The sequence below is a fragment of the Corallococcus sp. BB11-1 genome, from assembly GCF_026626625.1.
Taxonomy (GTDB): Bacteria; Myxococcota; Myxococcia; order Myxococcales; family Myxococcaceae; genus Corallococcus; species Corallococcus soli.
In genome coordinates this window covers 63,006-88,794 of the sequence record NZ_JAPNJY010000016.1, presented here as the reverse complement: position 1 = coordinate 88,794, position 25,789 = coordinate 63,006, and the positions used below count along the sequence as shown (strand labels likewise).

20 protein-coding genes are annotated in these 25,789 nt (G+C 71.9%); 10 read left to right on the top strand and 10 right to left on the bottom strand.

Annotated elements, in window-relative coordinates:
- Window positions 1–40: 40 nt before the first annotated feature.
- The gene (locus OV207_RS13545; protein ID WP_193430048.1) at window positions 41–1,159 is read right to left on the bottom strand and encodes an esterase/lipase family protein; all 1,119 of its coding nucleotides are present in this window, start codon (window positions 1,157–1,159) and stop codon (window positions 41–43) included.
- A gap of 217 nt (window positions 1,160–1,376) precedes the next feature.
- On the opposite strand from OV207_RS13545, the gene OV207_RS13540 reads away from it, so the two are divergent.
- Window positions 1,377–2,108 carry a methyltransferase gene (locus OV207_RS13540; protein WP_267555628.1) on the top strand — a complete coding sequence of 244 codons (732 nt, stop codon included), beginning with the start codon at window positions 1,377–1,379 and terminating at the stop codon, window positions 2,106–2,108.
- Window positions 2,109–2,156: 48 nt separating this feature from the next.
- Here OV207_RS13540 and OV207_RS13535 read toward each other — a convergent pair whose 3' ends face one another.
- The 3 genes from OV207_RS13535 to OV207_RS13525 form a co-directional block, all read right to left on the bottom strand.
- Entirely contained in the window at window positions 2,157–4,034 is a 1,878-nt protein-coding gene (locus tag OV207_RS13535; RefSeq protein WP_267555626.1) for a chloride channel protein, read from the bottom strand.
- Window positions 4,021–4,578, bottom strand: a complete 558-nt coding sequence (locus tag OV207_RS13530) for a MarR family winged helix-turn-helix transcriptional regulator (RefSeq protein WP_267555624.1) — start codon at window positions 4,576–4,578, stop codon at window positions 4,021–4,023. The genes OV207_RS13535 and OV207_RS13530 overlap by 14 nt, the downstream gene beginning before the upstream one ends.
- 87 nt (window positions 4,579–4,665) lie before the next feature.
- Window positions 4,666–5,211: an ester cyclase gene (locus OV207_RS13525; RefSeq protein ID WP_267555622.1), complete on the bottom strand. Its 546-nt coding sequence runs from the start codon at window positions 5,209–5,211 to the stop codon at window positions 4,666–4,668.
- A 140-nt stretch (window positions 5,212–5,351) separates the two neighbouring features.
- Between OV207_RS13525 and OV207_RS13520 the strand changes: the two genes are divergently transcribed.
- Entirely contained in the window at window positions 5,352–7,493 is a 2,142-nt protein-coding gene (locus tag OV207_RS13520) for a M28 family peptidase (protein WP_267555621.1), read from the top strand.
- 15 nt (window positions 7,494–7,508) lie between these two features.
- Here the strand turns inward: OV207_RS13520 and OV207_RS13515 are convergent, their stop codons facing one another.
- Window positions 7,509–8,837 (bottom strand): PQQ-dependent sugar dehydrogenase, encoded by a 1,329-nt coding sequence (locus tag OV207_RS13515; RefSeq protein WP_267555619.1) that lies wholly within the window; start codon window positions 8,835–8,837, stop codon window positions 7,509–7,511.
- 298 nt (window positions 8,838–9,135) lie between these two features.
- On the opposite strand from OV207_RS13515, the gene OV207_RS13510 reads away from it, so the two are divergent.
- The 7 genes from OV207_RS13510 to OV207_RS13480 all read left to right on the top strand — a co-directional run bounded on the left by OV207_RS13510 (window position 9,136) and on the right by OV207_RS13480 (window position 16,869).
- Window positions 9,136–10,116: a hypothetical protein gene (locus OV207_RS13510; protein ID WP_267555617.1), complete on the top strand. Its 981-nt coding sequence runs from the start codon at window positions 9,136–9,138 to the stop codon at window positions 10,114–10,116.
- A 100-nt stretch (window positions 10,117–10,216) separates the two neighbouring features.
- Entirely contained in the window at window positions 10,217–11,464 is a 1,248-nt protein-coding gene (locus OV207_RS13505) for a serine hydrolase domain-containing protein (RefSeq protein ID WP_267555615.1), read from the top strand.
- 173 nt (window positions 11,465–11,637) lie between these two features.
- Entirely contained in the window at window positions 11,638–12,768 is a 1,131-nt protein-coding gene (locus OV207_RS13500) for a hypothetical protein (RefSeq protein WP_267555613.1), read from the top strand.
- Between the two features lie 177 nt (window positions 12,769–12,945).
- Window positions 12,946–13,836 (top strand): bile acid:sodium symporter family protein, encoded by an 891-nt coding sequence (locus tag OV207_RS13495; RefSeq protein WP_267555611.1) that lies wholly within the window; start codon window positions 12,946–12,948, stop codon window positions 13,834–13,836.
- An 89-nt stretch (window positions 13,837–13,925) separates the two neighbouring features.
- Entirely contained in the window at window positions 13,926–15,767 is a 1,842-nt protein-coding gene (locus tag OV207_RS13490; RefSeq protein ID WP_267555609.1) for a hypothetical protein, read from the top strand.
- 152 nt (window positions 15,768–15,919) lie between these two features.
- On the top strand, window positions 15,920–16,378 hold the full coding sequence (locus OV207_RS13485; RefSeq protein ID WP_267555607.1) for a DoxX family protein: 459 nt from the start codon (window positions 15,920–15,922) through the stop codon (window positions 16,376–16,378).
- 119 nt (window positions 16,379–16,497) lie between these two features.
- Complete coding sequence (locus OV207_RS13480; RefSeq protein WP_267555605.1) at window positions 16,498–16,869, top strand: DUF3060 domain-containing protein; 372 nt, start codon at window positions 16,498–16,500, stop codon at window positions 16,867–16,869.
- A gap of 60 nt (window positions 16,870–16,929) precedes the next feature.
- Here the strand turns inward: OV207_RS13480 and OV207_RS13475 are convergent, their stop codons facing one another.
- On the bottom strand, window positions 16,930–17,850 hold the full coding sequence (locus OV207_RS13475) for a LysR family transcriptional regulator (RefSeq protein ID WP_267555603.1): 921 nt from the start codon (window positions 17,848–17,850) through the stop codon (window positions 16,930–16,932).
- Window positions 17,851–17,925: 75 nt separating this feature from the next.
- Here OV207_RS13475 and OV207_RS13470 point away from each other — a divergent pair, with 75 nt between their 5' ends.
- On the top strand, window positions 17,926–18,927 hold the full coding sequence (locus tag OV207_RS13470; protein ID WP_267555601.1) for an aldo/keto reductase: 1,002 nt from the start codon (window positions 17,926–17,928) through the stop codon (window positions 18,925–18,927).
- 63 nt (window positions 18,928–18,990) lie between these two features.
- On the opposite strand, the gene OV207_RS13465 is transcribed toward OV207_RS13470, so the two are convergent.
- From OV207_RS13465 to OV207_RS13450, 4 genes are all read right to left on the bottom strand, one after another.
- Window positions 18,991–19,404, bottom strand: a complete 414-nt coding sequence (locus tag OV207_RS13465) for a peptidase inhibitor family I36 protein (RefSeq protein ID WP_267555599.1) — start codon at window positions 19,402–19,404, stop codon at window positions 18,991–18,993.
- 52 nt (window positions 19,405–19,456) lie between these two features.
- The gene (locus tag OV207_RS13460) at window positions 19,457–19,798 is read right to left on the bottom strand and encodes a peptidase inhibitor family I36 protein (protein WP_267555597.1); all 342 of its coding nucleotides are present in this window, start codon (window positions 19,796–19,798) and stop codon (window positions 19,457–19,459) included.
- Between the two features lie 319 nt (window positions 19,799–20,117).
- The gene (locus OV207_RS13455) at window positions 20,118–22,412 is read right to left on the bottom strand and encodes an AAA family ATPase (protein WP_267555595.1); all 2,295 of its coding nucleotides are present in this window, start codon (window positions 22,410–22,412) and stop codon (window positions 20,118–20,120) included.
- Window positions 22,413–22,415: 3 nt separating this feature from the next.
- Window positions 22,416–25,787 carry an AAA family ATPase gene (locus tag OV207_RS13450; protein ID WP_267555593.1) on the bottom strand — a complete coding sequence of 1,124 codons (3,372 nt, stop codon included), beginning with the start codon at window positions 25,785–25,787 and terminating at the stop codon, window positions 22,416–22,418.
- Window positions 25,788–25,789: the final 2 nt, after the last annotated feature.

Genomic DNA, 25,789 nt, shown 5'->3' with positions numbered 1-25,789 from the left:
CGCATGGCCACCCGGGCCGCGCCCCGCACGGTGAGAGCCCTCAGCCCTGCACCGTGAAGTCGAGCACCCGCTCCCACGCGGCGTGGAACTGTGGCTCCTGGAAGCGGGAGCCCGACTTCAGCCAACTGACGTAGCCCGGGGGCTGGTCGAAGTGGCCCATGACGTCCAGGTGGTCCGCGGACGCGACGTGGATCACCTTTCCCCAGACCTGTGAGCGGCTGGGGACAATGCCGTCGCTCCACGCCTCGAACTTCTCGCCGAAGGCTTCCTGGAGGGCCTGGGTCTGCGCCGCCGTGCGCTCGGGGACCTGGAGCTCCCGGGAGAGGGGCGCGCTCTTTCCATACAGGAAGGAGAAGATGCCGTAGAGGAGCGCGTCCGGGGAGAGCAGCACGCGCAGGGCCAGATTGGGCGGTGGCGCGCCCGTGACGATGCAGCCGTAGCGCACGCCCTCCCGGTCCCCGGTGTCCGCGTTGAAGGCCCGCACCCTTCGCGGCGTGAGGTCCTCGATGAGCCTCTGGTCCTCTCCCATCGGGCCGAAGAACCGGAGGAGTTCCTCGCGCTCGGCGTCGGAGAGGTCCGCGGTCAGCCGGGCAATTTGATTGAAGAGGTTGGGCGGGAGCTTTGCCTGCTCACCCGCCAGCACCAGCCAGTAGCACGCCTGGAGCACGGCGGCCCTGAGGGGCATGGCCTTGCGGTGCAGGGTGAGGAAGGTGAAGAGCCACAGGTAGCGCAGCAGCGTCTTCCCCACGCCGCCCTGGTGGAAGAAGCTCGCCAGCGGTGTGCCGTGATGCGGGGTGGCGATCGTCACCACGGAGCGCACGCGCTTCACGAAGTCCGGAGCCTCCGCGGCCATGCGGAGCGACACGACGCCGCGCGCATCCAGCCCGCCCGTGGAGTGCCCGACGAGGTGGAGCTGCGCGTCGTCCGCGCTCGCGGTCCGGGCCATCTCCCGCCAGATGTCGCGTGCGCGCGCCTCCAGCCCGGACGTCGGGGAGGAGGCCACGGCATGCACCTCCGCGTTGATGCCGCGCTCCTTGAACCGCCGCTGGAGGAAGCCGGGGACGTGCTGGAAATAGGCGATCCGCTCCGTTTCCTTGTCACCCATCTGGGTGAAGCCGAAGAAGCCCGGGACAAGATAGACGCGGTGCCTGATGGCCATACGGACAGTCTAGCTTCGGAATCAAACGCGGAGGCTGGTGGGAGGCTTCAGCGTGAAGTCCCGAACCCTTGGCCTGCACCGTCGGGCGGCGCGAGGAGCGGTGGAATCGAAACATCCGCCGATGCGGCCTGAATCCCCGCCCTCCCATTCGTCGAAGTCCAGACGCATCCTCGGGTTTCATCGCCCGCTCCTGGCAGGCCTTTTCCGAGGACACGTCATGGCCCACGAACACTCCGCCTCCTCCGTCCATGGCAGCATGACGGGCTTTGGCGCCGACCGCGCGCCCCACTACGACGCCCAGGCGGCCATCAGCCTCGCCGGCGTGCAGGCCGCATACGAACTTGGCGTCAGCGCGCTGACGGCCCGGCTCGACGGCCAGGACGCGGCGTCGCTGCTCTTCGTGGGGCTGGGCACGGGCGCGGAGCTGCTGCCCTACACCCGCTTCAACGTGCCGGGCTGGCGCTTCACGGGCGTGGAGCCCTCCGAAGCGATGCTCGCCGTCGCCCGCGAGCGCCTGGCGGCCGAGGGGCTGAGTTCGCGCACGCACCTGCACGCGGGCGAGCTGCGCACCCTGCCTGCCGGCCCCCCGTTCGACGGCGCGCAGTTGATGGGGGTCCTGCACCACGTGGACGGCGAGGAGGCCCGCATCGAGCTGCTGCGCGAGGTGACCCGGCGGCTCAAGCCCGGAGCGCCCCTCGTCCTGGGGTGCCGCGTCGGCATGGACCCCGAGCTGACGAACGTGGAGCTGCGGCGGCTGCGGGCGTATGGCATCCCCCAGGAGAAGCTGGATCGGATGCGCCAGCACCTCGCGGCGATGCAGCCCATCGAGTCGGATGCCGCCCTGTTCGCGATGTTCGCCCAGGCAGGGCTGGTGGCGCCGCGTCCGCTCTTCGTCTCGCTCCAGTACAAGGTCTTCCTCGCGCGCTTCGAGCCCGGCGCCGCCGGCTGAGCCGGCCTGCTCCCCGTACGACAGGGGCCGCCCAGAGGGGGGCTCCCGTCAGACGGCGGGGCGTGGCGCGCCCAGGCCCCGCTCCCGCGTGCGGGCGTTGGACAGGCGCTGCCGGTGGCCGGCGAGCAGGTCGCTGCGGGTGAGGATGCCCACGACGCGCAGGGGCTGCTCGCGCCGGACCACGGGCAGGCGGCCCACGCCTTCGTCCGTCATCAGGTCCGCCGCCTCGCGCAGGGAGCTGTCGTCGAACACCACCGCGGGCGGACGCTTCACCAGGTCCACCATCCTCCGGCCCGCGCCCTCCCGTCCGTCCAGCAGGTCCCTCCGCGTGACGACGCCCAGGAGCACGCCCGCCGCGGAGACGATGGGGAAGCCCTGGTGGCGGGCCTCCGCCGCGTCCGACGCGAGCCAGGCGCGTACCCCGTCCAGGGAGGCCTCCGCCTGGAGCGTCACCACGGGCTTGAGGCCATGGTCGCGCACCAGCGCCTGACCCAGCGCATCCGCGCCCAGCTCCGTGGGGATGCGGCCTCCGCGCCGGGCCAGCTTCTCCGTCATGATGGAGTGCCGCATGAGCAGCGCGGACACCAGGTAGGACGCCGCGCAGCCGGCGAGCAGCGGCAGCAGCCCCAGCGGCTGCCGCGTCGTTTCAAAGGCGAACACCACCGACGTCAGGAGCGCGCGTGACGCTCCCGCGAAGAGCGCGGCCATGCCCACCAGCGCCGCCACGCGCACGTCCACGCCCAGGCTGGGGAACAGCTGCGTGGCCAGCAGGCCCAGGCCGGAGCCCAGCCCTCCGCCGAGCGTGAAGAGGGGCGCCAGCGTCCCGCCCGACGTGCCGCTGCCCAGCGCGACGGACCACGAGATGAACTTGAGCGCGCAGAAGACGAGCATGGCCGTCCCCACGAAGTGGCCGGACAGGATGTCCTCGATGTTGGTGTAGCCCACGCCCAGCGTGCGCGGGGACAGCCACCCCACCACGCCCACGACGATGCCGCCCAGCGCGGGCCACCACATCCAGTGCAGGGGCAGCTTCTCGAAGGCGTCCTCCAGCCAGTACACCGCGCGCGTGCACAGCACGGAGGCCCCGCCCATGAGGAGCCCCAGCACCCCGTAGAACGCGAGCGCGCTGCCTGAAGGCGACGTCAGCTCCGGGATGACGAACGCGGGCGCTCCCCCCATGAAGGCGATGCGCACGCCGGTGGCGGTGGCGGTGGCCAGGGCCACGGGGATGACGGAGCGGGGCTTGAACTCGAACAGGAGCAGCTCCACGGCCAGCAGCACGGCGGACACCGGCGCGCCGAACGTGGCGGCCATGCCCGCGGCGGCGCCGGCGGCCAGCAGCGCCTTGCGCTCGTCGGCCGTGACGTGGAGCCCCTGGCCCAGCAGCGAACCCAACGCGCCGCCGGTGGCGATGATGGGGCCCTCCGCGCCGAACGGGCCGCCCGTGCCGATGGCGATCGCCGCCGACAGCGGCTTGAGCAGCGTCATCCGGGGCGGGATGCGGCTCTGGTTGAAGAGCACCTGCTCCATGGCCTCCGGGATGCCGTGGCCCCGGATGGCCCGCGAGCCGTAGCGCGCCATCAGCCCCACCACGATGGCGCCCGCCACGGGGACGAACATCGCGTAGAGCCCCAGGGTGTTGTCCGCGGGGGACACCGGCTCCACGGACAGCCGCCCGAAGTAGGCCAGGTGGGTGAAGAAGTGGATGAGCGCGCCCAGCGCCTGCGCGACCAGCGCCGCGACGACGGCGAGCACCACCGCCAGGCCGCTGATGAACACCGTCCGGGAGTCCACCGACACGGGGACGCCGGGCGTGCGCAGGCTGGCGAGCGCGGGCCCCATCGAAGGGGCCACGGGGAGCCCGACGCGGGCCTCCGGCCCCTCGCCCAGGGCCTCCTCGATGCGCTCCACGTCAGGTTTCTTCATCGGGCGGCTCCTGCTGTTTGCGGCGCCGCGATGGGCGCGAAGGTTCGTCTTCTTCGAAGAAGAGCGGGGCGGCGTTCCCGTCGGACCCCAGCGCGTGCGCCCACGCCTCCAGCCCCCGCACCAGGCCCGCGCGCACGGAGGGCTCCAGCCCCCGCAGCCCGGAGATGAGCCGTGCCTGGGCCATGGGGGGCGCCTTGCGCAACAGCGTCCGCCCCCGGGGCTCCAGCGCCACCTCCACGCGGCGGCCGTCCTGGGGGGAGCGGCTGCGGCGCACCAGCCCCTGTTCGATGAGCTTCGTCACGACCACGGACACGCTGCTCTGGTGCGTGAGCGTGCGCTCCGCGAGCGTGTTGATGGAGCAGGGGCCGGCCTCCGCCAGCTCCTGGAGGACGAAGAGCTGCGCGCCGCTGATGCCCACCTGCCGCTCGGAGGCGCGCGCGGAGACCCGCAGCAGCCGCACCAACTGGCGCAAGCCGTCCATGGCCGCGCGCACCTCGCCGGAGACCCCGGCGGGCGGCGGGGCCTGATTTGAATGGGAGCCCATATATCTCCCCGCAACCTACGGGCCAGGGTGCGCGGGCACAAGCGAAAGCGGTGGGGTTGCCTGGCCGCCTGGGCGCGGCGGGGGCCGTCAGTCGGTGAAGACGGGGGGCCGGGTTTCGGTCAGGGAGGGCACCGGCTTGTCCCCGGACATCGCCAGGACGCCCTTGAGGCAGCGGACGGCGAGGAGCCAGTTCTTCGGGTTCTTCATGTCGAGTCCGCCGATGAGCTGCTTGAGGATGCTGAGCGTGTCGAAGTAGACGCGCTCGCAGACCAGCGTCTCCGTCTCGTCGAAGATGAAGTAGGCCGACATCCGCACGCGGAAGCGGTTGCCCGTGGGGGGAATCTGCCCGAGCGGGCCCAGGTGGGTGCCCATCAGCCAGAACTCGACGATGACGGCGTCGTCGCTGTGTCGTAGCGCGATGATCTCATGGTGCTGGTCCGGGAACGCGACGCGGGTCTGGCGGTAGTAGTCGCGCACCGCGCCGTGGCCGTCGTGCACCGTCAGGGTGGAGATCAGCTCGTAGTGCGGGTGCGGGAACGTGGCGAGGACGGCGTCCCAGTCCTGCTTCACCTCGTCGTGGAAGTGGTTCAGCACCAGCTTCTGACGTGCCTTGCGGACCTGCTCCGTGATCATGGGGACCTCTTGGGGGGAAGGATTCTGGAAGGGGCTGGGGGAAGCGAAGGCCCGCTCGCATAAATGGATCCGCGGGTGATAGCAATTGAGCGACGGCACGCTCCCGCCCCACCACGTCAGCGCCCTTTTCCGAGCCCTCCATGCGCACCCGCCCGTTCCCCTTCGCCGCCCTCGTCCTGTTCGCCGCGCTCAGCGCCGCCGCCCAGACGGCCCCGTCGCCGCTGGGGCCCGTGTCGCCCACCACCGGTCTGGTGTTGCGGGACGACGTGGTGCGGGCCCTCATCCAGGAGAGCTCCGGCGACCGCATCCACGACGGCGTGCAGCGGATCGCCCTCGTCTCCCGGGACTCGCAGGACGGCTACGCCGAGGCGGCGGCGTGGACGATGGCCGCCGCCCGGGCCGCGGGGCTCCAGGACGTGCGCGCGGAGGCGATGAAGGACGGCCCCCAGTGGCGCGCCACCCATGGCGAGCTGTGGGTGGCCGGTCCCCACCGCTACCGGGTGACGTCCTACGCCGACCTGCCCATGTCCCTTGCGGGTGGCAGCGGCAGCTTCGAGGGCGCGGGCCTGGAGCTGGTCGACGTGGGCACGGGTGCCCGGGACGCGGAGTACGCAGGCAAGGACCTGAAGGGCAAGGTGGCGCTCACCCGGGGCCATCCCGCCGCCGCCCTGCAGACCGCCGTGGCGAAGCTCGGCGCCGTGGGCGTGGTGTCGTCGTATTCGACGCCGTCCTGGAACGCCCCCCACCGCATGGACGGCGACTTCCCGGATCAGGTGGGCTGGGCCCATGTCCCGCCGGGGTTGGTGCCGCAGGGCAGGAGCGCGCCCTTCGTGTTCATGATCTCCGACCGGCAGGGGCGCGAGCTGCGCACCCAGTTGGAGGCGGGCCCGGTGAAGGTGGACGTGAGCGTGGCCACGGAAGCGCCCACGGGACACCTCAGCATCGTCAGCGGCGTCATCCCCGGCACCCTCGCCGGGGAGGAGGTCGTCCTCACCGCGCACCTGGACCACTACAAGCCCGGGGCGGACGACAACGCGTCCGGGGCCGCCACGTTGCTGGAGCTGGTGCGCACGTACACCACGCTCATCCGCCGGGGCGTGCTGCCGCCGCCGGTGCGCACCCTGCGCGTGCTGTGGCTGCCGGAGTTCGAGGGCACCCGTGAATGGTTCTCCCTCCACGGCGCGGAGCCGGTGCGGCGGGTGGCCCAGTTCAACTTCGACATGCTCGGCGCCAGCCTGACCCGCGCCCACTCGCGCTTCATGGTGTCGTACACCCCGGACTGGAATGGCAGCTTCGTGAACGCCGTGTCCGAGTCCACGGTGGCCTTCATGAACCGCTTCAACGGCGTGGCCTACCCGCCGCGAAAGGACTTCCGCATCGGCTCCGTCACCGGATCGAATGACCCGATGGACGGCCACATGGAGCGCTACAGCCGGGGCTCCGACCACCAGCTCTTCAACGACCACGGCATCCCCGGCGTGGCGTTCTCCACCTGGCCGGATGACGGCTACCACACCAGCGGCGACCGGCCGGAGTTCGTGGACCCCACCCAGCTGCACCGCTCGGCGTTCGTGGCGCTGGCCTCCATCACCGTCGCCGCCTGGGCGGAGGGCGCGGGCGCCCTGGAGCTGGCGCGCCTGGTGTCGGTGCACGGCGTGCGGCGCGTGGCGGAGGACGAGTTCCGGGCCCGCGGCGCCCTGGCCTCGGCGCCCGTCGCGGAGCTGGCGGACACCGCCCGCCTGGCCCGCGCCGGGGTGCGCGCGGGCTACCAGCGCGAGCGCGACGCCCTGCGCTCCTGCGTGCCCCTGGGCGCGCCCGCAGCGGCGGTGCAGCCCCTGATCAAGGCGCTGGAGACCGCCGAGTCCCAGGCCCTGAAGCGCGTGGAGGCGGACGCCAAGGCGCGCGGGGGCTCCCTTCGCGAGCCTGCGCCTGGCGAGGCCGAGCGCCGGGCGCGGGCCTTCGTTCCGCGCCGCGTGAAGGGCCAGGAGCTGGCCTCGTTCGACGGGGTGGCGCGCCGTGCGGGGGCAGGGGCCCAGCCCCGGGCGGCCGTGGTGAAGGCCGCCATGACCGCTGCGGCCACGGCCCTGCGAGCGCGGGGGGAGGGCGAGCTGCGCTTCTACCAACTGGCCGACGCGCTCGCGAGCTACGCCGACGGCAAGCGCTCCGTGGCGGACATCCGCGACGCGGCCCACGCGGAGTACGGCCACGTCTTCCCCGTGGAGGCGCTCGTGGAGCTCTTCGGCCTGCTGGAGCAGGGCGGCGTCATGACGCGCAACCGCTGAGCTGGGGACGGAAGCTCAGGGGGCTCGGCCCGGCGGAGTGGCCCCGGGCGTGAGCTTCCACAGGCGGCCGTTCGAGTCGTCCGTGAGGACGTAGAGCGCGCCGTCGGGCCCCTGGACCACCTCGCGGATCCGCGCGTTGCGCTCCGTGAGCAGGCGCTCCTCGCCGACCACGCGGTCGTCCTTCATGACGAGCCGCACGAGCGCCTGGCTGGACAGGCCGCCGATGAAGAAGTTCCCCTTCCACTCCGGGAACAGCGCCCCTGAATAGAGGGTGAGCCCCGAGGGCGAGATGACCGGATCCCAATAATAGACAGGCTGCTCCATGCCGGAGGCCTGCGTCGTCTTGTGGATGGGCTCGCCCGAGTACTCCTCGCCATAGCCAATCGTGGGCCAGCCGTAGTCCTTGCCGGCCTCGGGGCGGTTGAGCTCGTCGCCTCCGCGCGGTCCCATCTCCACGACCCAGAGCCGCTGCTGCGCGTCCAGCGCGGCGGAGAGGATGTTGCGGTGTCCGGAGGACCAGATCTCCGGACGGGCGTCCTTCTTGCCCACGAAGGGGTTGTCCTTGGGGATGGACCCGTCCGGGAGGATGCGGACGACCTTGCCGAAGTCGCTCTTGAGGTCCTGCGCCTGGACGCGGCCCTTGAGGACGGAGCGCTCGCCGAGCGTGACGAAGAGCTTGCCGTCCGGCGTGAAGACGAGCCGTCCGCCCGCGTGCAGCGTCGACTCCAGCGTGGGCTGCATGCGGAAGATGATCTGGAGTCCTTCGATGCGCGGCTTCGGGCCGTCCACCAGTCGCGCGCGCGCCACCGCCAGCCCGTTGCCGCCCTCGCGAGGCTCGTAATAGGTCCAGTAGATGAGCCCGCTCTTCGCGTAGTCGGGCCCCACCTCCACGTCGAGCAGCCCGCCCTGTCCCCGGCCGTCCACCTTGGGGAGGCCCGCCACCGGGGGTGACTTCTTGCCGTCGGCGGTGACGATGAAGAGCGAGCCCGTGGGCTTCTCCGTGACGAGGAAGCGGCCATCCGGAAGGAAGGCGATGGCCCAGGGCTTGTTGAAGCCCGCGGCGACCTCCGTCACCACGAGCGGCGTGCGCGTCTTCACCGCGGGCGCGCGCGTCTGCCCGGGGAACGCGGGCTTGAACTCCGGGACGTTGGGCGGCGCCGTCTCCACGGGCGCGCCCGGAGGGGCGGCGCCCTGGCGCGGCACGGACTGCTGACTGTCGCCACCACGCCCCGGCGCCAGGTTGCCTTCCTGTTTCGTCGGAGGCCGGGCCGTCTGCGCCTCCGCTTCGTGGGCGGCGCTCAGCAGGAGGGTGGCGAAGGTCGCGGTCAGGAGTCCATTGCGCATGGACGCGACTCTCCGTTGAAACGGTAGGGACGTCATCTGGTGATGCGCTCGCGCCAGGCCTCCTTTGTCGTGCTGAACACTCGCCGCGCCCGTGACACCCCCACCACTACTTCCAGGGGAATGACACTGAATCAGGATTGGCAGGTAAGCGCGGATGGCAGGAGGTCCGGGTCCAGGTCAATTCAACCCCTCACGCGGGGGTAAAGGTTTTCAGCAGCCGCGCTCGCTAGGCTGAGGTGAGTGGTGGCTTGAGGCTGACGCTGGCCCGGGCCACCACAAGTCCTCTGGGGGGGCTCGAATGAAAACACAGACGTCGCGGATGGACCGGGTCATTGCTGGCGCGTGTCTTGGACTGCTGCTGGGCGCGGGCGGCTGCGTCGGAGACGGGCCGGGCGAGTCGCCCCTCCTGGAGCATGGCTGGGTCGCGCAGGAGTCCATCTCGGTCAACGGCCTTTCCACGAACGGCTTGTCGACGAACGGCTTGTCCACGAATGGACTGTCCACGAACGGTTTGTCGACGAACGGCCTGTCCACGAATGGCCTGTCCGCCCCTTCGTTCGCGACCTGGTTCAATGGCAATGAATCCGTCGCGTACTCGGACATGGTGATGAAGTATGTCGTTGCCTGCGCCCTGCCTTCGGGCCAGACGCGCACCTGGACCAACCCCGTCACGGGCACGAGCCACTCCTGGGCGGGAGCGCTGGGGCTGGCCACCGGCTGGACCCAGGGCCGCCCCGTCACCGTGGCGGAGCAGCAGTTGCTCTCCGCCTGCCTCGCCGCGCACGTCAACAAGTTCGGCGTCTCGGTTCCCATCTCGGCGCGGGGCCGGGACTCGGCGGGCGTCGCCATCCCCGTGACCTCCAGCGAGGCCGCCACGTACTCGGAGCTGGAGGCCTGCTTCTTCGGCAACCTGTTCACCGGCGAGGGGCTCTTCGCCGGCAGCGACCGGGTCCTCAAGAAGAAGGAGAGCACCACGCGGGCCTGTGGGCTCTCCTCCAAGTCGGGCGGGGAGAACACGGAGTGTCCTCCCATCCTGCACATGGGCGCGTGCGCCACCGTCTGCACCCGCGATGCGACGCGCGCCTTCTGGAAGAGCTGCGTCGTCAATGGCGTCACCTACCTGCCCATCACCACGCACCTGCGCCCCCAGGACATCTATTCGTGCGGGGACGGCGTCTGTCAGTTCACCGAGTCGTGCGGCAACGGCAACACCTACGACAGCTGCTCCGCGGACTGCCTGGCCTGCGGCACGTCCCCGGGGGACTCCCAGCACCGGTGATGCGCGGCGGGCCTGGAACCCGGGCGGGGTGACAGCCCGGGAGGAGGGCGGTGTTCCATCCCTTGCCGGTGTCCCGGCATTCCCAACGAGGAGATGGAACATGGCGGTCCTGCACCGTGGCTTGCGGCTGGGCATGACGTTGATCGCGGGCGTGATGGCGCCCGCCTGTGGTCCGGACCTCCCGCCAGCAGGCGTCCCGGAGCTGGGCGAGCGCGAGACGACGGTCCTGGAGATGGAGGCGGGGGCGCGGCTGCCTCCGCTCAATCGCGAGGCCCTCCGGCAGGCCATCGCGGGCCTGCCGGACGCGGAGGTGACCGGCGCGCTCGTCCGGGTGGAGGGCGTGGCGGGGCGGTGGCTCGGGGCGTCCGGCGTGGCCGACGTCCAGACGGGGGCGCCGGTGCGGGCGGATGCCCTCTTTCGCATCGGCAGCATGACCAAGACCTTCACGGCCACGGTCGTGTTGCAGCTCGCCGCCGAGCGCCGCCTGGACCTGGACCGGCCCGTCCAGGAGTACCTGCCGCGCCTGCTGCCCGCGGGCGTCTACGCGCCCATCACCGTGCGGCAGCTGCTCAATCACACCCATGGCCTGCCGGGGGTGCCGGTGCCGCAGAAGGATCCGGCGTGGTTCTTCGAGAACCGCTTCCGGCGCTACAGCCCCCGGGAGCTCGTCTCCCTGTCGCTGCCCGCGGGGCCGCGCTTCGCGCCGGGTGCGCAGCAGCAGTACGGCAACATCGGCTACATCGTCGCCGGGCTGCTCATCGAGCAGGTGACGGGCCGCCCCTACGGGGACGCGGTGCGCGACCGCATCCTGCGCCCGCTGCGGCTGCGGGACACCCTGGTGCCCGGCAACGTCGTGACGATTCCGGGGCCGCATGCCCATGGCTATGAGCGGGTCGAGGCGGAAGGGGAGGTGTGCCCGTCGGGTGCCATCTCCTACCGGGGGCAGTGCCTGGTGGACGTCACCGAGGCGAGCCAGTCCGTCCCCTGGGCCGCGGGCGAGATGATCTCCACCACGGCCGACCTGGATCGCTTCCTCGTCGCGCTCTTCCAGGGCCGGCTGCTGCCGCGTGCGCAGATGGAGGAGCTGTTCACCGTCCCGGCCGTGCCCTCCGTGGGGGGCGGCCGTGCCTCCTACAGCGCGGGGCTGACCCGCATGGAGGTCAACGGGGTCACGCTGTGGGCAAAGAGCGGCGACCGGCACGGCTACAACAACGGGATGGGGGCCACGCGCGACCTGCGTCGGCGGCTCGTCTATTCGGTCAACACGCTGCGCATGGGGCAGGACCGGCCGGACGCCGCCGCGCGCATCGTCGCGGCGGCGATGGACGGCCTGGGGGAGGCCCCCTAGCCGCAGGGCGCCAGGGCCTCGGGTTGCCGCGCCCAGGAGGGCCAAACCGCGATAGAACCCCTCCCGTGGAGAACATGGGAGGCACAATGGAGAAGAAGGGGCGAGGGCCCTCTGAGCGCGCATTGGCCAGGCTCGCGGCGCGCCAGTCGGCGGTCCAGCGTGTCCTGGGAACCGTGGGGGGAGGGCTCTTCCTTGGGGGCGCGAGCTTCGGCCTCCTGGGGGCCTTCACCACGGACTGGCTCTTCATCCCCGCGGGCACGCTCGCCATCGGCTCCGGCGTCCTGTTCCTCATCCGCAGCGCCATGGGCGCGGCGGGCGGCGCGGGGGCGAACGTGAATGCGGCGGCGCGGATCGGCGCGGGGGCGGAGATCGCGTCCTCGGCGCGCATCGAGCCCGGCGCGGTCATCGAGATGGGGGCGACGGTGCAGGAGGAGGCGGTCATCGAATCCAATACCGTCATCCGCATGGGCGCCACCGTGCAGCGTGGCGCGACGGTGCAGCAAGGCGCCGTGGTCGGCTGGGGCGCCACCATCCAGGAGGGGGCGACCGTGGAGCGCGGCGCCAGCGTCGGGGCGGGGGCCACCGTCGGCCGCAACGCCCGGCTGGCCGCGGGCGGCCACCTGGGAGCCGGGGGGCACCTGGCCTCGAACCAGGCCTCCGGTGCATCCGCGAAGCGCGTCCCGGACGCGGTCGCGGTGTTCCAGGAGGATGCGCGGCTGCGGGAGCTGGATGAGGTCTGCGACCGGCTGGAGGCCGCCTACCGCAAGGCGACGCCCGCGGTGCGCGAGTTCGTCAGCGGCGGCGAGGAGTCCGTGCTGGCGCTGCGCCGCTCGTGCCACGCCCTGCGGGAGCGGGAGCAGGGCCTGCGCCGCGAGGTCAGCCCGGATCTGCTGGCCCGGCTCGACGCGGAGCGCGCGACGCTCGCCGCGCGCATCAACGCCTCGGAGGATCCGCAGGTGTGTGCCTCGCTGCGCAGCGCCGTGGCGGCCATCGACGCGCAGCGCGGGCAGCGCGAGCGGCTGGCGCGCAACGCGGACCGTCTGGAGGCGGAGCTCACCCGCCTGCGCTGGAGCATCGAAGGCCTGGTCGCCCAGCTCGTCCAGGTCAACGGACAGAGCGGAGGGGGAGTGGCGCCCGACGCGGAGCTGGGCCTGGGGCGCGTGCAGGAAGAGCTGGCCGCGATCTCCGACGCGCTCGAATCCGTCAACGAAGCGGAGCGCACGGGGCTCCAGCCGGTGCAGGAGTCCTTCTCCTCCCAGGACTCCCAGGCGCAGGGCGTCATGCCCTCCCGCGTCCGAGGCTGAGCCCCGGCAAGGCGTTCCGGCGCGGGGGCTGTCGCCGCCCCGCGTCGTAGCCGGAGGTCGCCCGGGGGCTCGACGTGGACGGCGGGGCGGTGCTGCTCCAGCGCGCCGGATGAACGGATCCGGGTCCTCCGAAAAGGGGCTTTCTGTCAGAGTGGGTGCTTTCGCCGGGGGCCCGCAATGCAGACCAGTGTCGTCACCGAGGTGTTCCTGCCAATCGCGTTGGGGGTGATCATGCTCGGGCTTGGCCTGAGCCTCACCCTGGCGGACTTCCGCCGCGTGGCCCAGTTCCCTCGCGCGGCGCTGGTGGGCCTGGGCTGTCAGACGCTGCTGATGCCGCTCATCTGCTACGGCATCGCGAGCGGCTTCGGCCTGCCTCCGCAGCTCGCCGTGGGGTTGATGCTGCTCGCGGCCTCGCCGGGCGGCGCGACGGCGAACCTCTTCAGCCACCTGGCCAAGGGGGATGTCGCGCTGAACGTCAGCCTGACGGCGGTCAACAGCGTGCTGTCGCTGTTCACGCTGCCGCTCATCGTGAACCTCTCCCTGTCGCACTTCATGGGAGAGGAGCGCGCCATCCCGTTGCAGTTCGCCAAGATCCTCCAGGTGTTCGCCATCGTCCTGGTGCCCATCTCGCTGGGAATGATGGTGCGCGCGAAGAAGCCGGCGCTCGCGGACGGGCTGGACCGGCCCGTGCGCATCATCTCCGCGCTGTTCCTGGTGCTGGTGGTGCTCGCGGCGACGTTCAAGGAGCGTGAGCAGTTGGTCACGTACTTCCAGAGCGTGGGGCTCGCGGCGCTCGCCTTCAACCTGGCCAGCATGGCGGTGGGCTTCGTGGTGCCCATGTTGCTGCGCATTGATCGCAAGCAGGCGGTGGCCATCGCGATGGAGGTGGGCATCCACAACGGCACGCTCGCCATCGCCATCGCGTCCAGCCCGCGCCTGCTCAATGACAGCGTGATGGCCATCCCCGCCGCCATCTACAGCGTCATCATGTTCTTCACCGCGGGCGTCTTCGGTGCCCTCGTCGCCCGGCGCCAGGCCGCGGGCGCGGCGGCGGTGGGCACCCGGTAGAAGAAGGGGCGCGAGGCCGGTGCCCGAAAGCATCGGGGCCGCGCCCACGCCCTGGCCTTCAAGCCGCCTCCCCTCTAGAAGTCGGGGCCATGAAGACGCCCCAGCTCCCCGTGGCTTCTCCCCGTCTGGCGATGCGACTCGAGGGCCTGGAGGGGACGGCCCGCAAGTTCTGGTCCTACGCCTGGCACGGTGAGCGGCTGGACCTGCACCACGGCAGGTCCGGCACGGACGGCAAGCGCGAGTCCCGCACCTTCGCTTCCGCCGAGGACGCCGGGGCCTTCGCGCGCAAGCAGGTCGCGGCGCGGGTCGCCAAGGGCGCCTGGTCCAGCGACCTCGCCTTCGAGTCTTCCACCTGGGAACAGGTGAAGGGCTCGGTGCGGGTCCCGGGCAACTCCGAACAGGACGACGACCGTGTCCTCATCCTCTCCGGCGACGTCGTCGTGCCTCACGAGCTGTGGCTCGACTTCCGCCAGGGCATCTTCGCGCTGGACGACCCGGACGCGCCGCCCTTCGCCGGGCTCATCGTGCGCGGCAACCTCACCGTCGAGGGCTGCCTGTTCAACGCGGAGAACGACTTCGGGCCGTTCCTCCAGGTCCACGGCCACCTCGTCGCGACGAGCATCGCCATCGGTGGCTCGCGGCTGCACGTCACCGGTGACGTGATGACCGGGGACTTCGTGGCGGTCTACAACCACGGCAGCGTCCACGTGGGCGGCGCGCTCGTGGCCCGCACCGTCGCTTCGGACTACGCCCTCCGGGTGGAGGGCCCCGTGGATGCCTACCGCTACCAGGGCCAGGGCTCGAAGGTGTTCGCGGTGTCGGACGGGGTGGAGGCGTCGGACGACCCCTTCGACGTCAAGGGCGTCTTCGTCCCGGAGGTGGTGGCCGGCGAGCGCGTCCAGCTCGACAAGGCGCGCAGCCTGCTGAGCGCGGGCAAGCCCATCTCCCGTCCCGCCTTCACCAGCGTTCGGGACGCGTTCCGAAAGCTGGTTTCAAAGAAGCTGGCGGAGCCCGACAAGGTGAAGAGCGTGTCGTTGGAGGACAAGGGCCTCACGTCGCTGCCGGAAGAGCTGTTCCAGTTCCGCCGACTGGAGAAGCTCAACCTCCGGCGCAACGACTTGCGCACGCTCCCGGAGGCCCTGGGGCAGCTCACGGAGCTGCGGGAGCTGGACCTGCGCGGCAACGGCTTGCGGACGTTGCCGGAGTCCATCGGGGCGCTGAAGAAGCTCCGGGTGCTGGACCTGGAGAGCAATTGCGTCTGGCGGCTGCCGGACTCGCTCGCGGAATGCGTCGAGCTGCGGACGGTGAACCTGGTCAACAACCCGTATGCCTACGTCCGGAGGGTCTTCGGGGGCTGGAGCCAGGTCCAGCTCATGTGGGACTTCCCGGAGGTCCTCACGCGGCTGCCGAAGCTGGAGGTGGTGACCTTCCATGGGACGCCGCTGCGCACGCTGCCCCGGCGCCGCTTCGACAGCACCGCCCTGAAGTCGGTGACCGTCCGCAAGTCCCTGGTGACCGAGGTGGACCCGGACCTCCACTCGCAGCTCACCGTGAGCGTGGAGGACAGCGCCGCGAAGGCCGCCGGCTACGTCGGCTCCTGGTTCCGTCCGGAGTACGTCCGCCTCGAAACCTTCCACGACGCGAAGTCGGGCCGGTATGACTTCACGGAGGTCCTCGCGCTGCTCGGGCTGCTCCTGCGCATGAACATCCCCGCGGCCGCGCCCTATGTCACGGCGGTGGAGAATTTCCGGGAAGGCAGCCAGGCCATCGTCCGGGATCTGACGTGGGATGGCTTGAACGCCCACCACGTCCAGGCCCTCTTCACGGCCCTGCGTGACGCGCTGGGGCCGCTCGGCGAGGCATACCCTGGCAACGCGCTCATCGCGGGGCTGCGGGACGTCTTCGCGGTCCACGCGGACGGTGGGCGCTGAACCCGACGGGCGGGGGAGGCACCGGCGGGGCGGTGTGTGGGCCTCAAAGGAAGATGAAATCGGTGTCGATGGGTGGGCGCCTCGTTCGTCGCGGAGTAGAAGCCCGCGCACCCCGCCGGATGCGGCACGCCCTCTTTCCCGGAGCACACCCCATGGCCACCTCCATTCCCAACGCTTCCACCACCGTGGAGGCTCCCCAGAAGAAGTCGCTGGCCCGTCACCTGCCGACGGGGGCCCGCCTGCTGCTGGGGCTCGTCTTCTTCGTCTTCGGCCTCAACGGCTTCTTCGATTTCATCCCGCCGCCGAAACTGGATCCGGCGAGCCCGGGGGCCGCCTTCGGCATCGCGATGAAGGCGACGGGCTACCTGTTCTGGCTGGTGAAGGGCACGGAGGTGGTGGCCGGGGCGATGTTCCTGGCCAACCGCTTCGTGCCGCTGGCGTTGGCGCTCATCGCGCCCGTCATCGTGAACATCTTCCTGTTCCACGTCTTCCTGGAGCCCTCGGGCGTGGAGCTGTCGGTGGTGCTCCTGGCCCTGGAGGCCTATCTGGCCTGGTCCTACCGCGCGGCGTACCGCCCCATGCTCGGCATGCGGGTCACCGCGGGCGCGTGAGGTTGATGACGGGCGGGCACAAGCCTTGTCACGAAAGTTGAATCTCCCGCCGACCGCTACGTAGATGGGGGGGCGCGGCGCCACACCTGGCCCGCACCTCACATCAGGGGGAATGACAGATGAACAGGAAGCTCGGCACCGCGGTGTTCATGATGGTGGCGTGTACCTTCGGCCCGATGACGGCCATCGCGGAGGAGGACTCGGAGCAGGAGGCCACCATCGACGTCACCGGCTCGGGAGAGACCGCGACCCACGAGTGCAAGCCGGACAGCACGGTGGAGATCACCGGCGCGTCCAACAACATCACGCTGACCGGCGAGTGCAAGAGCGTCACCGTCAACGGCTCCAGCAACGTCGTGAAGGTGGAGGCCACCCGCCTCATCTCCGTGACGGGGATGTCCAACACCGTCACCTGGAAGCGCGGCCACGGCAAGTCGAAGCCGAAGATCAGCCGCACCGGCATGGACAACAAGGTCACCCAGGAGAAGTAGTCGCACGAACCGCGCGCCCGCTCCGTCATGGACGCGGGCGCGTGGGGGCGACCGGGCCAGCTACGCGCCGCTCCAGAGCTCCTTCGTCACCTGCACCACGCGGTCGCGGATGAAGCGGATGGCCTCGTCGTCGTCGACCGCGCCCCGCCAGAGCAGCTCCAGGGGCGTGCCCTGAAGGGCGAGCGGCACCGCCGTCGTCTTCAGGTGCGGGCGCAGCCGGAGGATGTCGCGCGCGACCATGGCCGGCACCGTGGCCAGCAGCGCGCTCCCATCCACCAGGGCCCCGATGCTCTGGAACGTCGGCACCGACACGCGCACCCGGCGCTGGACGTCGAAGTGGTCCTCGATGACGCCGCGCAGGTCCCCGTTGTAGGAGACGATGACGTGCTCGTGCTCCAGGTAGCGCTCCAGGGTGAGGCGCTTCGGGATGCGCGCGTGGCGTGGGTCGAAGAGGCACACGAAGCTGCCGGTGAAGAGCTCGATGCGCCGCGTGCCCGCCGGGAGCGCGTCCGCCACCGTCACCGCGAGGTCCACGGTGGCGCCGGTCAGGGCCTCCACGACGGTGCGGAACTGGACGGGGAGGATCACCAGCCGCATGCGCGGCGCCTCCCGGGCGAGGATCCGGAGCAGGGGAGGGAGCAGCCAGACCTCCGTCACGTCCGACAGGCCGATGCGCACCGTCCGCTCGCTCGTCTTCGGGTCGAACGCCACCGGTGACAGCGTGGCGTCGACGAGCGCGCCCAGGTGCGGCCGCGCCGAAGCGAGCAGGCGCTCGCCGCGCGTGGTCAGCGCCAGCCCCCGCCCCGCGCGGACGAAGAGGGGCGTGCCCACCGTGGAGGCCAGACGCCGCAACGCCGCGCTGACCGCGGGCTGCGTGAGGTAGAGGCGCTCGGCCGCCGCCGTGACGCTGCCGGCCTCCGCCACCACGACGAAGACGCGGAGCAGGTTGAGGTCCAGGTTCCTTCCATAGATGTCATGCATGATTGGGATACAGCCTATTCAATGGATTTCTGCATGGCGAATGATGAATCTCCCTTCACACGGAAGGGGCGACACATGGCCACGCAAGAGACGCAGCAGGCGCAGCGCACGGTGAAGCTGGGTGCCACGGGCCCGGAGGTGTTCCCGTTGGGGCTGGGGTGCATGGGCATGTCGGGCATGTACGGCGCGACGGACGACGCGGAGAGCGTCCGCACCATCCAATCCGCCATCGACCAGGGCGTCACGCTCATCGACACCGGGGACTTCTACGGGATGGGCCACAACGAGCTGCTCGTGGGGCGCGCCATCGCGGGCCGGCGGGAGCGCGTCCAGTTGTCGGTGAAGTTCGGCGCGCTCCGAGGGCCGGACGGAAGCTGGATGGGCATGGACATGCGCCCCGCGGCGGTGAAGACCTTCGCCGCCTACAGCCTGAAGCGGCTGGGGGTGGAGGTCATCGACATCTACCGCCCGGCGCGGTTGGACCCCGCCGTCCCCATCGAGGACACCATCGGTGCCATCGCCGACCTGGTGAAGGCCGGGTACGTCCGCCACATCGGGCTGTCCGAGATGGGCGTGGAGACGGTCCGCCGAGCGCACCGCGTGCACCCCATCGTGGACCTCCAGATTGAGTACTCGGTGGCGAGCCGTGGCCCGGAGGCCGCCATCTTCCCCGCGCTCAAGGAGCTGGGCATCAGCGCGACGCTCTACGGCGTCTTCTCCCGGGGGCTGCTGACGGGGAGCAAGCCGAAGGGGAAGGGGGACTTCCGCGCCTGGCTGCCGCGCTTCACCGGCGAGAACGGCGAGAAGAACCAGGACAGCGTGGCCGCCTTCCAGCGCTTCGCCCAGGAGCGCCGGATGACGCCGGGTCAGCTCGCGATTGCCTGGGTGCTCGCGCGCCAGCCGGCGTTCGTTCCCGTGGTGGGCGTGAAGACGGGGGCGCAGCTGGACGACGCGCTGGGGGCCCTCACGCGGTCACTGTCGAAGGAGGACGTGACGGCGCTGGAGTCGCTCGTGACGATTTCCGGCGAGCGCTACGGGGCGGAGCAGATGCACCACCTGGACAGCGAGCGCCGGTAGTCGAGCGCGCCGTCGCGGCGGTCCCGGGGGGACCGCCGCGTCCGGCATGAGCCGAGGCGTGGCTCAGTAGACCCAGACACTCTTCGGGTGGAACCCCAGGCTGCTGACCGAGGTGTGGGGATCGATGGGGTGCGGGCCTCCGTCGCAGTCCTCGTTGAAGAACAGGGACGCGGTGATCCCATTGGTGTTGATGGCCGAGTTCGCCCGTCCCTCCCACCCGTGCTCCGGCAGGTTCACGCACGTCCCCTGCTGGGGATCGAGCGCCTGCACCATGAAGACCTCGCCCGTGAAGTCCTCGCCCTCGAAGAGGCAGAGGGTGCCCGGGAAGGGGCAGGGCGAATCGCTGTCCTGGGCGGACACGCCCGCGGGCAGCAGGGCCGTCATCGCCAGGGCGGCAGCCCCCGCGAGGAGGCGGGACCTGGGGAAACGACGACGCGGTGAACGTCCTTCAGCCTGGATGCTCTCAAACCCGTGCATGGATGCTCCTCCACTGCCCGTCATGGGCAGGCTCCTCCGCGAACCGCGAAGCTCAGTAGACCCAGACGCTCTTCGGCTGGAACGGCAATGGGCTCTGTCCCGAGTAGGGCTCGACGGGGTACGGACGGCCGACACAGTCTTCGTTGAGGAACAGCGACGCGTAGTAGCTGCTCGTGTTCATGGCCGAGTACGCCCGGTCTTCCCAGCCATGCTCCGGGAGGTTGACGCAGACGCCCACGCCGGGCGTGAGCGAACGGACGTTCCAGACCTCGCCCGTGTAGTCCACGCCTTCGAACAGGCAGAGCACGCCCGAGAAGGGGCAGGGTGAGTCGTTGTCCTGGGCCGCCGCGCCAGCGGGAGCCAGCAGCAGCGACACCGCCGCGAGTCCCGTCACCAGGAATGCGCTCCCTCCCAGGGATGCGGCGGGCCGTGAACGAACCTTGTCCTGAACGCGCTTGAGCCAGTGCACCATGGATCCTCCTCTGCCCGTCATGGGCAGGTTCCGCTGTGAGACGCGGCAGGGGAGGATAGCCACTCTTTCTGTTAAAGCATGACTTTCGGTGCTGCTGTGAAAGTGCAGTGAGCCGGCCGCTGAGGCTCCGCCAGCGGGGTTTCAGGGAGGGAGCTGGTGCCCGACGAGGAGGTCAGGCGCCTGACATTGGCGCAATGAATCACACACGCGCCCTTGGATTGCCCAAGGGTTTGAGCGCGAGCTAGCCAAGCTCCACCGTGCCCTGGGGCCCCACCCGCAGCACCACCTGGGAGGGCGGGGTGCTCGCGTGACCGGCGAGCCACTGGGCCAGCCGCGTCACCACGAGCTGCTCCACCGCGCGCTTCAGGGGCCGGGCGCCATAGCGCGCATCAAAGCCGGTGCGCGCCAGGTGCTCCACCACGTCCTCGCCGAAGGACACCTTCACGCCCCGACGGGTGAGCCCCTCGCGCGTGAGGGCCGCCTCCAGCGTGCGCCGCGCCAGGGCTCGGATGACCTCCGGGGTGAGGGGCCGGTAGGGCACCACCTGATCCAACCGGTTCAGCAGCTCCGGCCGGAAGAAGGCGGTGGCGGCGCCCAGGTAGTGCTGCTCCAGGTCGCGCACGCTGCCCCCGCCGAAGCCCAGCGAGCGCCCCGCGCTGTCCGCGCCCAGGTTGCTGGTGAGCAGCACCACGGTGTTGCGGAAGCTGACGGTGCGGCCGGTGCCGTCCGTGAGGCGTCCCTCGCCCAGGACCTGGAGCAGCAGGTCATGGACGCCCGCGTCCGCCTTCTCCACCTCGTCCAGCAGCACCACGCCGAAGGGCTGCTCGCGCACCCGGCGCGCGAGGCCGCCCTGCTGGCCGCCCCCTTCGCCCACCAGCCGCGCGGCGCTGCCCGGCGCCGCGTACTCCGCCATGTCGAAGCGGGCCAGCCGGGACGTGTCGCCGAAGAGGTACTCCGCCAGGGCCAGCGCGGACTCCGTCTTGCCCACGCCGGTGGGGCCCAGCAGCAGGAAGGCGCCCAGCGGACGGGACGGGTCCGCCAGCCCCGTCTTCAGCGTGACGATGAGGTTGCGCAGGAGCAGCGTGGCTTCGTCCTGCCCGACGATGCGCTCGCGGAAGCGCCGCAGCAGGGCCTCCGGGTCCAGGCGCACGGACGTGTCCACCAGCTCGCGCGGGTAGCCGGTGCGCGTGCAGAACGCCTGCGTCACGCCGGCCGCGTCCACCTCGTTGGTGGGGGAGGGCTGGGTGCTGGCCGAGCGCAGCAGGGACACCGCGCCGCCGGGCGGCGGGCCGTCTCCGAAGCGCTCCGTCAGTTCGGCGGCGCGCTCCAGCGCGTCCCCGGTGAAGCGCACCTTGCGCGCGCGGGCCACCCGCTGCGAGGCCTGCTGGAGCGCGGTGCGCGCGGCCCCGGGGGCCAGGGGCGCCACGGAGAAGTGCCGCAGCGCCTGCAGGAAGGCCCCGTGCGTCCGCTCCGCGCGGGCCACGTCCTCCGGGGTGGCCTCCAGCACCAGCGCCACCTCGCCGCCCTCCAGGGCCGGCAGCAGGTGGCGCGCCACGTCCAGGCCGGTGTCACCGCCGCCCAGCGAGAGCAGCTCCGACAGGCTGTCCAGGTGCAGCACCGCGCGGCGCACGCGCAGCGCCTCCACCATGCGCTGCACGCGCTCCTGCCACTGCCCCAGGTAGCGCATGCCGGCCATGATGCGTCCGCCCGACGTGCTGTACACCTCCAGGCCGTGCAGGGAATGGCCCGCGACGGCGGCCTCCGCGCGCTGCACCAATTCGTGCACCAGCGCTGTCTTGCCCACCGACGGTGGGCCCACCAGCAGCACGCTGGCGCGGGCGCCCGCGGTGACGGCCTCCGCGAGCCGGGCCACCTCCGCGTCGCGCTCCCATGCGCGCTCCAGGAGCCCGGCGCGCGCCTCCTCGTTGAGGCAGCGGCTGGCCTCCGCGAGTCCGGCGGGAGGCGGCAGGCGCCGGGACTGCTTCGCCGCTTCCTCCGTGGCGCGGGCCTTCGGCGTCTGCTTCACGCGCGACGGCACGGACAGCGTCTCCACCGACTCCTCGCCCAGGTACGCCAGCCCGTGCAGCCGCTCCAGCGGCGCGAGGTACAGCTCATGCCGGACCAGCTCCTCCACGTAGGACTCCAGGTCCGCCGCGTCGTGCAGCGTGCCCTCCACGCCCACGCGCGGCACCCAGACGCGCAGCGGCCCCTTCGCCGCGTCGGCCTTGCGCGCGGCCCGGGCCCCGCCCCTCCCGCCGTGGGTCACCACCGTCAGGCGCAGCGGCACGGCCAGCAGCCGCCCGTGCTGCATGGCGCGCACGGTGAAGGCCATGCGGCGCTGGCGCAGGTCCTCCCAGTGCGTCAGCTCGTCCCGCAGCTCGCCACGGCGCAGGAGGCGACCCACCACCTCCGCGATGTCCAGGCGCGCGGTGCCCAGGTCGCTGGCGAACGACGCCAGGTGCGGGTGCGTCAGCACGTGGGCCGCCACGCCTACCCCCGGGTAGCGGCGCACGAAGAGGTGGAAGTTCTTGTCCATGGCTCAGCCCTCCTCCCGGGCCGCGCGCCGCAGCACGCAGCCGGCCCACGCGAGCGCGTCCGACGGCGTGCGCCGGCTCGCCAGGTGGAGGAGCGCGCCCTCGCTCCCCTCCACCACCGCGCGGCCCCGGCCCTGCTCCTTCGCCGTCCCCGCCCGCCGCGCCTCGCGCTCCACCGCGCGCACCGCATCGCGCGCGGCCACCGGCCCGGACACGTCGTCCATCAGGCCCGGGTCCCCCTCCATCAGCTCCACGCGCACGGGCGCCAGCCGCGCCCCATCGCCCCGGAGGGTCTCCACCAGCGCGTAGCCCTCCAGCGGCGCCAGCACCTCCGCGAGGCCGATGGCCGTCAGGCTGACGGCGATGCGCCGCACCCGCACCCCCGCCGGACGCTGCGAACCGGGCGCCGCCCACGCGATGCGGCCGTCCGGCTCCACGCGCTCCTCGTGCACCGCCGCGCGCCCCAGCGCCTGCGGCAGCGCACGCACCACCGCCTCCAGCGCGGCCACGGGCGCGTCGCCCAGGCCCTCGACGAGCACGGCCCGTACGTCCGGGCCCCGCTCGCGGCAGGCGAGCTGATGCGCCAGCCAGTCCGTCTCGTCGCGCAGGTCCACCACGCGCGGGCGGCAGCGGCGCAGCCGCTCCTCGCGGGACACCGGCAGGGGCACCGACGCATAGGCCGGCCGGGCCCGGAGGCCGCCACGCCCGGGGTTGCGGTTCCAGTCGTACCCACGAGAGATCTCCTTGGGCACCGCCGCTTCCGTCTCCAGGAAGTCGCGCTCCGACAGCTCGTTCTCCCGGATGTCCACCGCCTCCGCGCGCAGGCGCTCCAGCCGCTCCACCAGCTCCACCGCCTCCGGGCCCACCTTCGAGCCTGGCTCCGGGTTCCCGAGCGCGTCCAGCCGAGCCGCCGTCTCCTCCAGCACGCGCGACACGTCCGCCAGCGTCCAGGCCGTGGGGTCCGGCTCCGGCGCCCAGGCCGGCTCACGCGCCATCAGCTCCACGGACAGGCCCATGTCGTCGCCCCGGCGGAACAGCTCCACCCGGGCCAGGTCCTCCGCGCCCCGCAGCACCAGGTGGTGGGCCAGGGGCACCGTGAGGCGCCGCTCCAGCGCGCGCTTGAGGGGCCGGGCGCCGTAGCGCGGGTCGTAGGCCTGCTCCACGAGCAGATCCAACAGCGCGGGCTCCACCTCCACCAGCACGTTGCCCCGGCGGATGCCCCGGCGCGACAGCAGCGACTCCAGCGCGTGCTCCACCACCACGCGCAGCGCGGCGGGCGTCAGCGGGCGGAAGGGCACCACCCGGTCCAACCGGTTGAAGAACTCCGGGCGGAAGAAGGCGCGCACGGAGGACAGGTAGTGCGCCTCCGCGCTGTCGGCCGTGCGGTGGAAGCCGCTGCGGGCCGCGGCCTCGCGCACGCCCAGGTTGGACGTCAGCACCACCACCGCCTGGCGCGCGTCCACCGTGCGGCCGGCGCCGTCCGTCAGCCGCCCCTCGCCCAGGAACTGGAGCAGGGCGTCGAAGATGCGCGGGTGGGCCTTCTCCACCTCGTCGAAGAGCACCACGCAGAAGGGCTGGGTGCGCAGCGCGGTGGTCAGCTCACCATCCGGCGCGCCCGGCATGCCGAGCAGTCGGGTGATGCTGGACGCGGACACGAACTCCGACATGTCGAAGCGCACCAGCCGCCCCTCGCCGCCGAAGAGGGTGCGCGCCAGGGCCTTGGCCGTCTCCGTCTTGCCCACGCCGGTGGGGCCCACGAAGAGGTAGGTGGCCAGCGGCTTGTCCGGCGGCTGCAGCGAGCGCTGCAACGTGAGGATGGCGTCCACCACCGCGGACACCGCCTCCGGCTGGCCCGCCACCTGCGCGGCCAGCTCGCGCTCCAGGGTGTCGCGCGTCTTCGGCGGCGCGCTGCCCAGCACGAAGTCCGGCAGGCCCGTCTGCTCGCGCATGGCGGAGGTGACGTCCTCCTGCGTGAAGCGGCGCACGCCGCCCTCCTCGGTGCCGTGCCGCGACACCACCCGGCGCAGCAGCCGGACGGCCTTGCCCGGGAAGGCCTCGTGCGCGACGAAGCGCTGCTGCAAATCGAGCAGCGTCTCCAGCGCCAGCGGGGACAGCCGCACCGCGCCCGCGTGGCTTTCGGCCTCCAGCTCGCGCAGCGTGCCCAGCAGCGCGGGCAGGGTGGCGCGCGCGTCCAGCGCGGGCACGTGCACCACGCGGAAGAGGGAGGCGAAGGTGGGGGCCTCCTCGCGCACGCGCTCGAAGCGCTCCGGCGTGGACTCGGCCAGCACCGTCAGCTCGCCGCGCGCCAGGTGGGGCTCCAGGTACTGCGCCACGTTGGTGCGCTCGCTGCGGGTGCGCCCCGCGTAGACAAGCGACGCCAGGTCGTCCACGTAGAGCAGGTCGCCCACCTCCACCAGCTCCCGCACCACGCCGCGCGCCCGGGCCTCCCATTGGCCCACGTACATCATGCCCGCGATGAACTGGTTGCCGTCCACGCGCCACACGTCGCGCCGGGTGCCCGCGGCGTCCTGCCGCGCGGTGAGGCGGCTGACGGCCTCGTGCACCAGCGCCGTCTTGCCGGAGCCGGACGGGCCCACGAGCACCACCGCGGCGCCCTCGCGGCCCTCCAGCGCGTCCACCACCTCGCGCACCAGCGCCTCGCGGCCGAAGCAGCGCTCCAGGGCCCCGTCCCGCGCGCCATGGCTCAGGTTGCGCGCCACCTCGCGCAGCTCCACCAGGGACAGGCGGCGGCGGTTGCGGCGCGCCTCGCGCTGCTCGGGCGTCTCCGGGGCTGGCTCCTCCTGCTTCTTCTCGGCGGTGGCCTTGCGGCGACGTGGTGGGGTGGGGGGCCTGCGCGGCGTCCGGGGGAGGATGGTGGGCGCGTAGGCGTCCACCTCCAGCAATTCCAGGCGCTCGTGGCCGGTGCCCCAGGCCTCGTCCAGGCCCTCCAGGTCGTGCTCCAGGCACCACGCGGACAGCCGGCGCGCGAGCGCCTGGGGCAGCGCGTCCGGGTCACCCAGCGCGAAGCGGGCCTCGGGCAGCCGCGTGGGCGTCACCACCCAGAAGTCGTCGCGCGGCCACTTCTCCAGCAGCACGGCCATGCGGCCCTGGAGGACGACGCGCTTGTTCTTCTCCCGGTCCCTCGCCTCCGTGTCCACCTTGACGTGCCGCAGGGCCAGGTGCGGCGGGAGCTGGTAGGAGGCCACGTGGGCCACGGGCTCCTTCTCGAAGCGCTCCATGACGGCGAGCGCCAGCTCGTCGCGGAGCGTGGAGAGGCTGGGGCCCACGCCGCTCAGCCGGGGCCAGAAGGCGGGCACCCAGGCCTGCACCAACCGTCCGCCAAGGGGGGACACCACCAGGGGCAGCTTGAGGTCCATGG

Bases quoted from the DNA above. Each gene is read 5' to 3' on its own strand.
- OV207_RS13545 (WP_193430048.1), bottom strand. From the start codon at position 1,159: ATGGCCATCAGGCACCGCGTCTATCTTGTCCCGGGCTTCTTCGGCTTC.
- OV207_RS13540 (WP_267555628.1), top strand. From the start codon at position 1,377: ATGGCCCACGAACACTCCGCCTCCTCCGTCCATGGCAGCATGACGGGC.
- OV207_RS13535 (WP_267555626.1), bottom strand. From the start codon at position 4,034: ATGAAGAAACCTGACGTGGAGCGCATCGAGGAGGCCCTGGGCGAGGGG.
- OV207_RS13530 (WP_267555624.1), bottom strand. From the start codon at position 4,578: ATGGGCTCCCATTCAAATCAGGCCCCGCCGCCCGCCGGGGTCTCCGGC.
- OV207_RS13525 (WP_267555622.1), bottom strand. From the start codon at position 5,211: ATGATCACGGAGCAGGTCCGCAAGGCACGTCAGAAGCTGGTGCTGAAC.
- OV207_RS13520 (WP_267555621.1), top strand. From the start codon at position 5,352: ATGCGCACCCGCCCGTTCCCCTTCGCCGCCCTCGTCCTGTTCGCCGCG.
- OV207_RS13515 (WP_267555619.1), bottom strand. From the start codon at position 8,837: ATGCGCAATGGACTCCTGACCGCGACCTTCGCCACCCTCCTGCTGAGC.
- OV207_RS13510 (WP_267555617.1), top strand. From the start codon at position 9,136: ATGAAAACACAGACGTCGCGGATGGACCGGGTCATTGCTGGCGCGTGT.
- OV207_RS13505 (WP_267555615.1), top strand. From the start codon at position 10,217: ATGGCGGTCCTGCACCGTGGCTTGCGGCTGGGCATGACGTTGATCGCG.
- OV207_RS13495 (WP_267555611.1), top strand. From the start codon at position 12,946: ATGCAGACCAGTGTCGTCACCGAGGTGTTCCTGCCAATCGCGTTGGGG.
- OV207_RS13490 (WP_267555609.1), top strand. From the start codon at position 13,926: ATGAAGACGCCCCAGCTCCCCGTGGCTTCTCCCCGTCTGGCGATGCGA.
- OV207_RS13485 (WP_267555607.1), top strand. From the start codon at position 15,920: ATGGCCACCTCCATTCCCAACGCTTCCACCACCGTGGAGGCTCCCCAG.
- OV207_RS13480 (WP_267555605.1), top strand. From the start codon at position 16,498: ATGAACAGGAAGCTCGGCACCGCGGTGTTCATGATGGTGGCGTGTACC.
- OV207_RS13475 (WP_267555603.1), bottom strand. From the start codon at position 17,850: ATGCATGACATCTATGGAAGGAACCTGGACCTCAACCTGCTCCGCGTC.
- OV207_RS13470 (WP_267555601.1), top strand. From the start codon at position 17,926: ATGGCCACGCAAGAGACGCAGCAGGCGCAGCGCACGGTGAAGCTGGGT.
- OV207_RS13465 (WP_267555599.1), bottom strand. From the start codon at position 19,404: ATGCACGGGTTTGAGAGCATCCAGGCTGAAGGACGTTCACCGCGTCGT.
- OV207_RS13455 (WP_267555595.1), bottom strand. From the start codon at position 22,412: ATGGACAAGAACTTCCACCTCTTCGTGCGCCGCTACCCGGGGGTAGGC.
- OV207_RS13450 (WP_267555593.1), bottom strand. From the start codon at position 25,787: ATGGACCTCAAGCTGCCCCTGGTGGTGTCCCCCCTTGGCGGACGGTTG.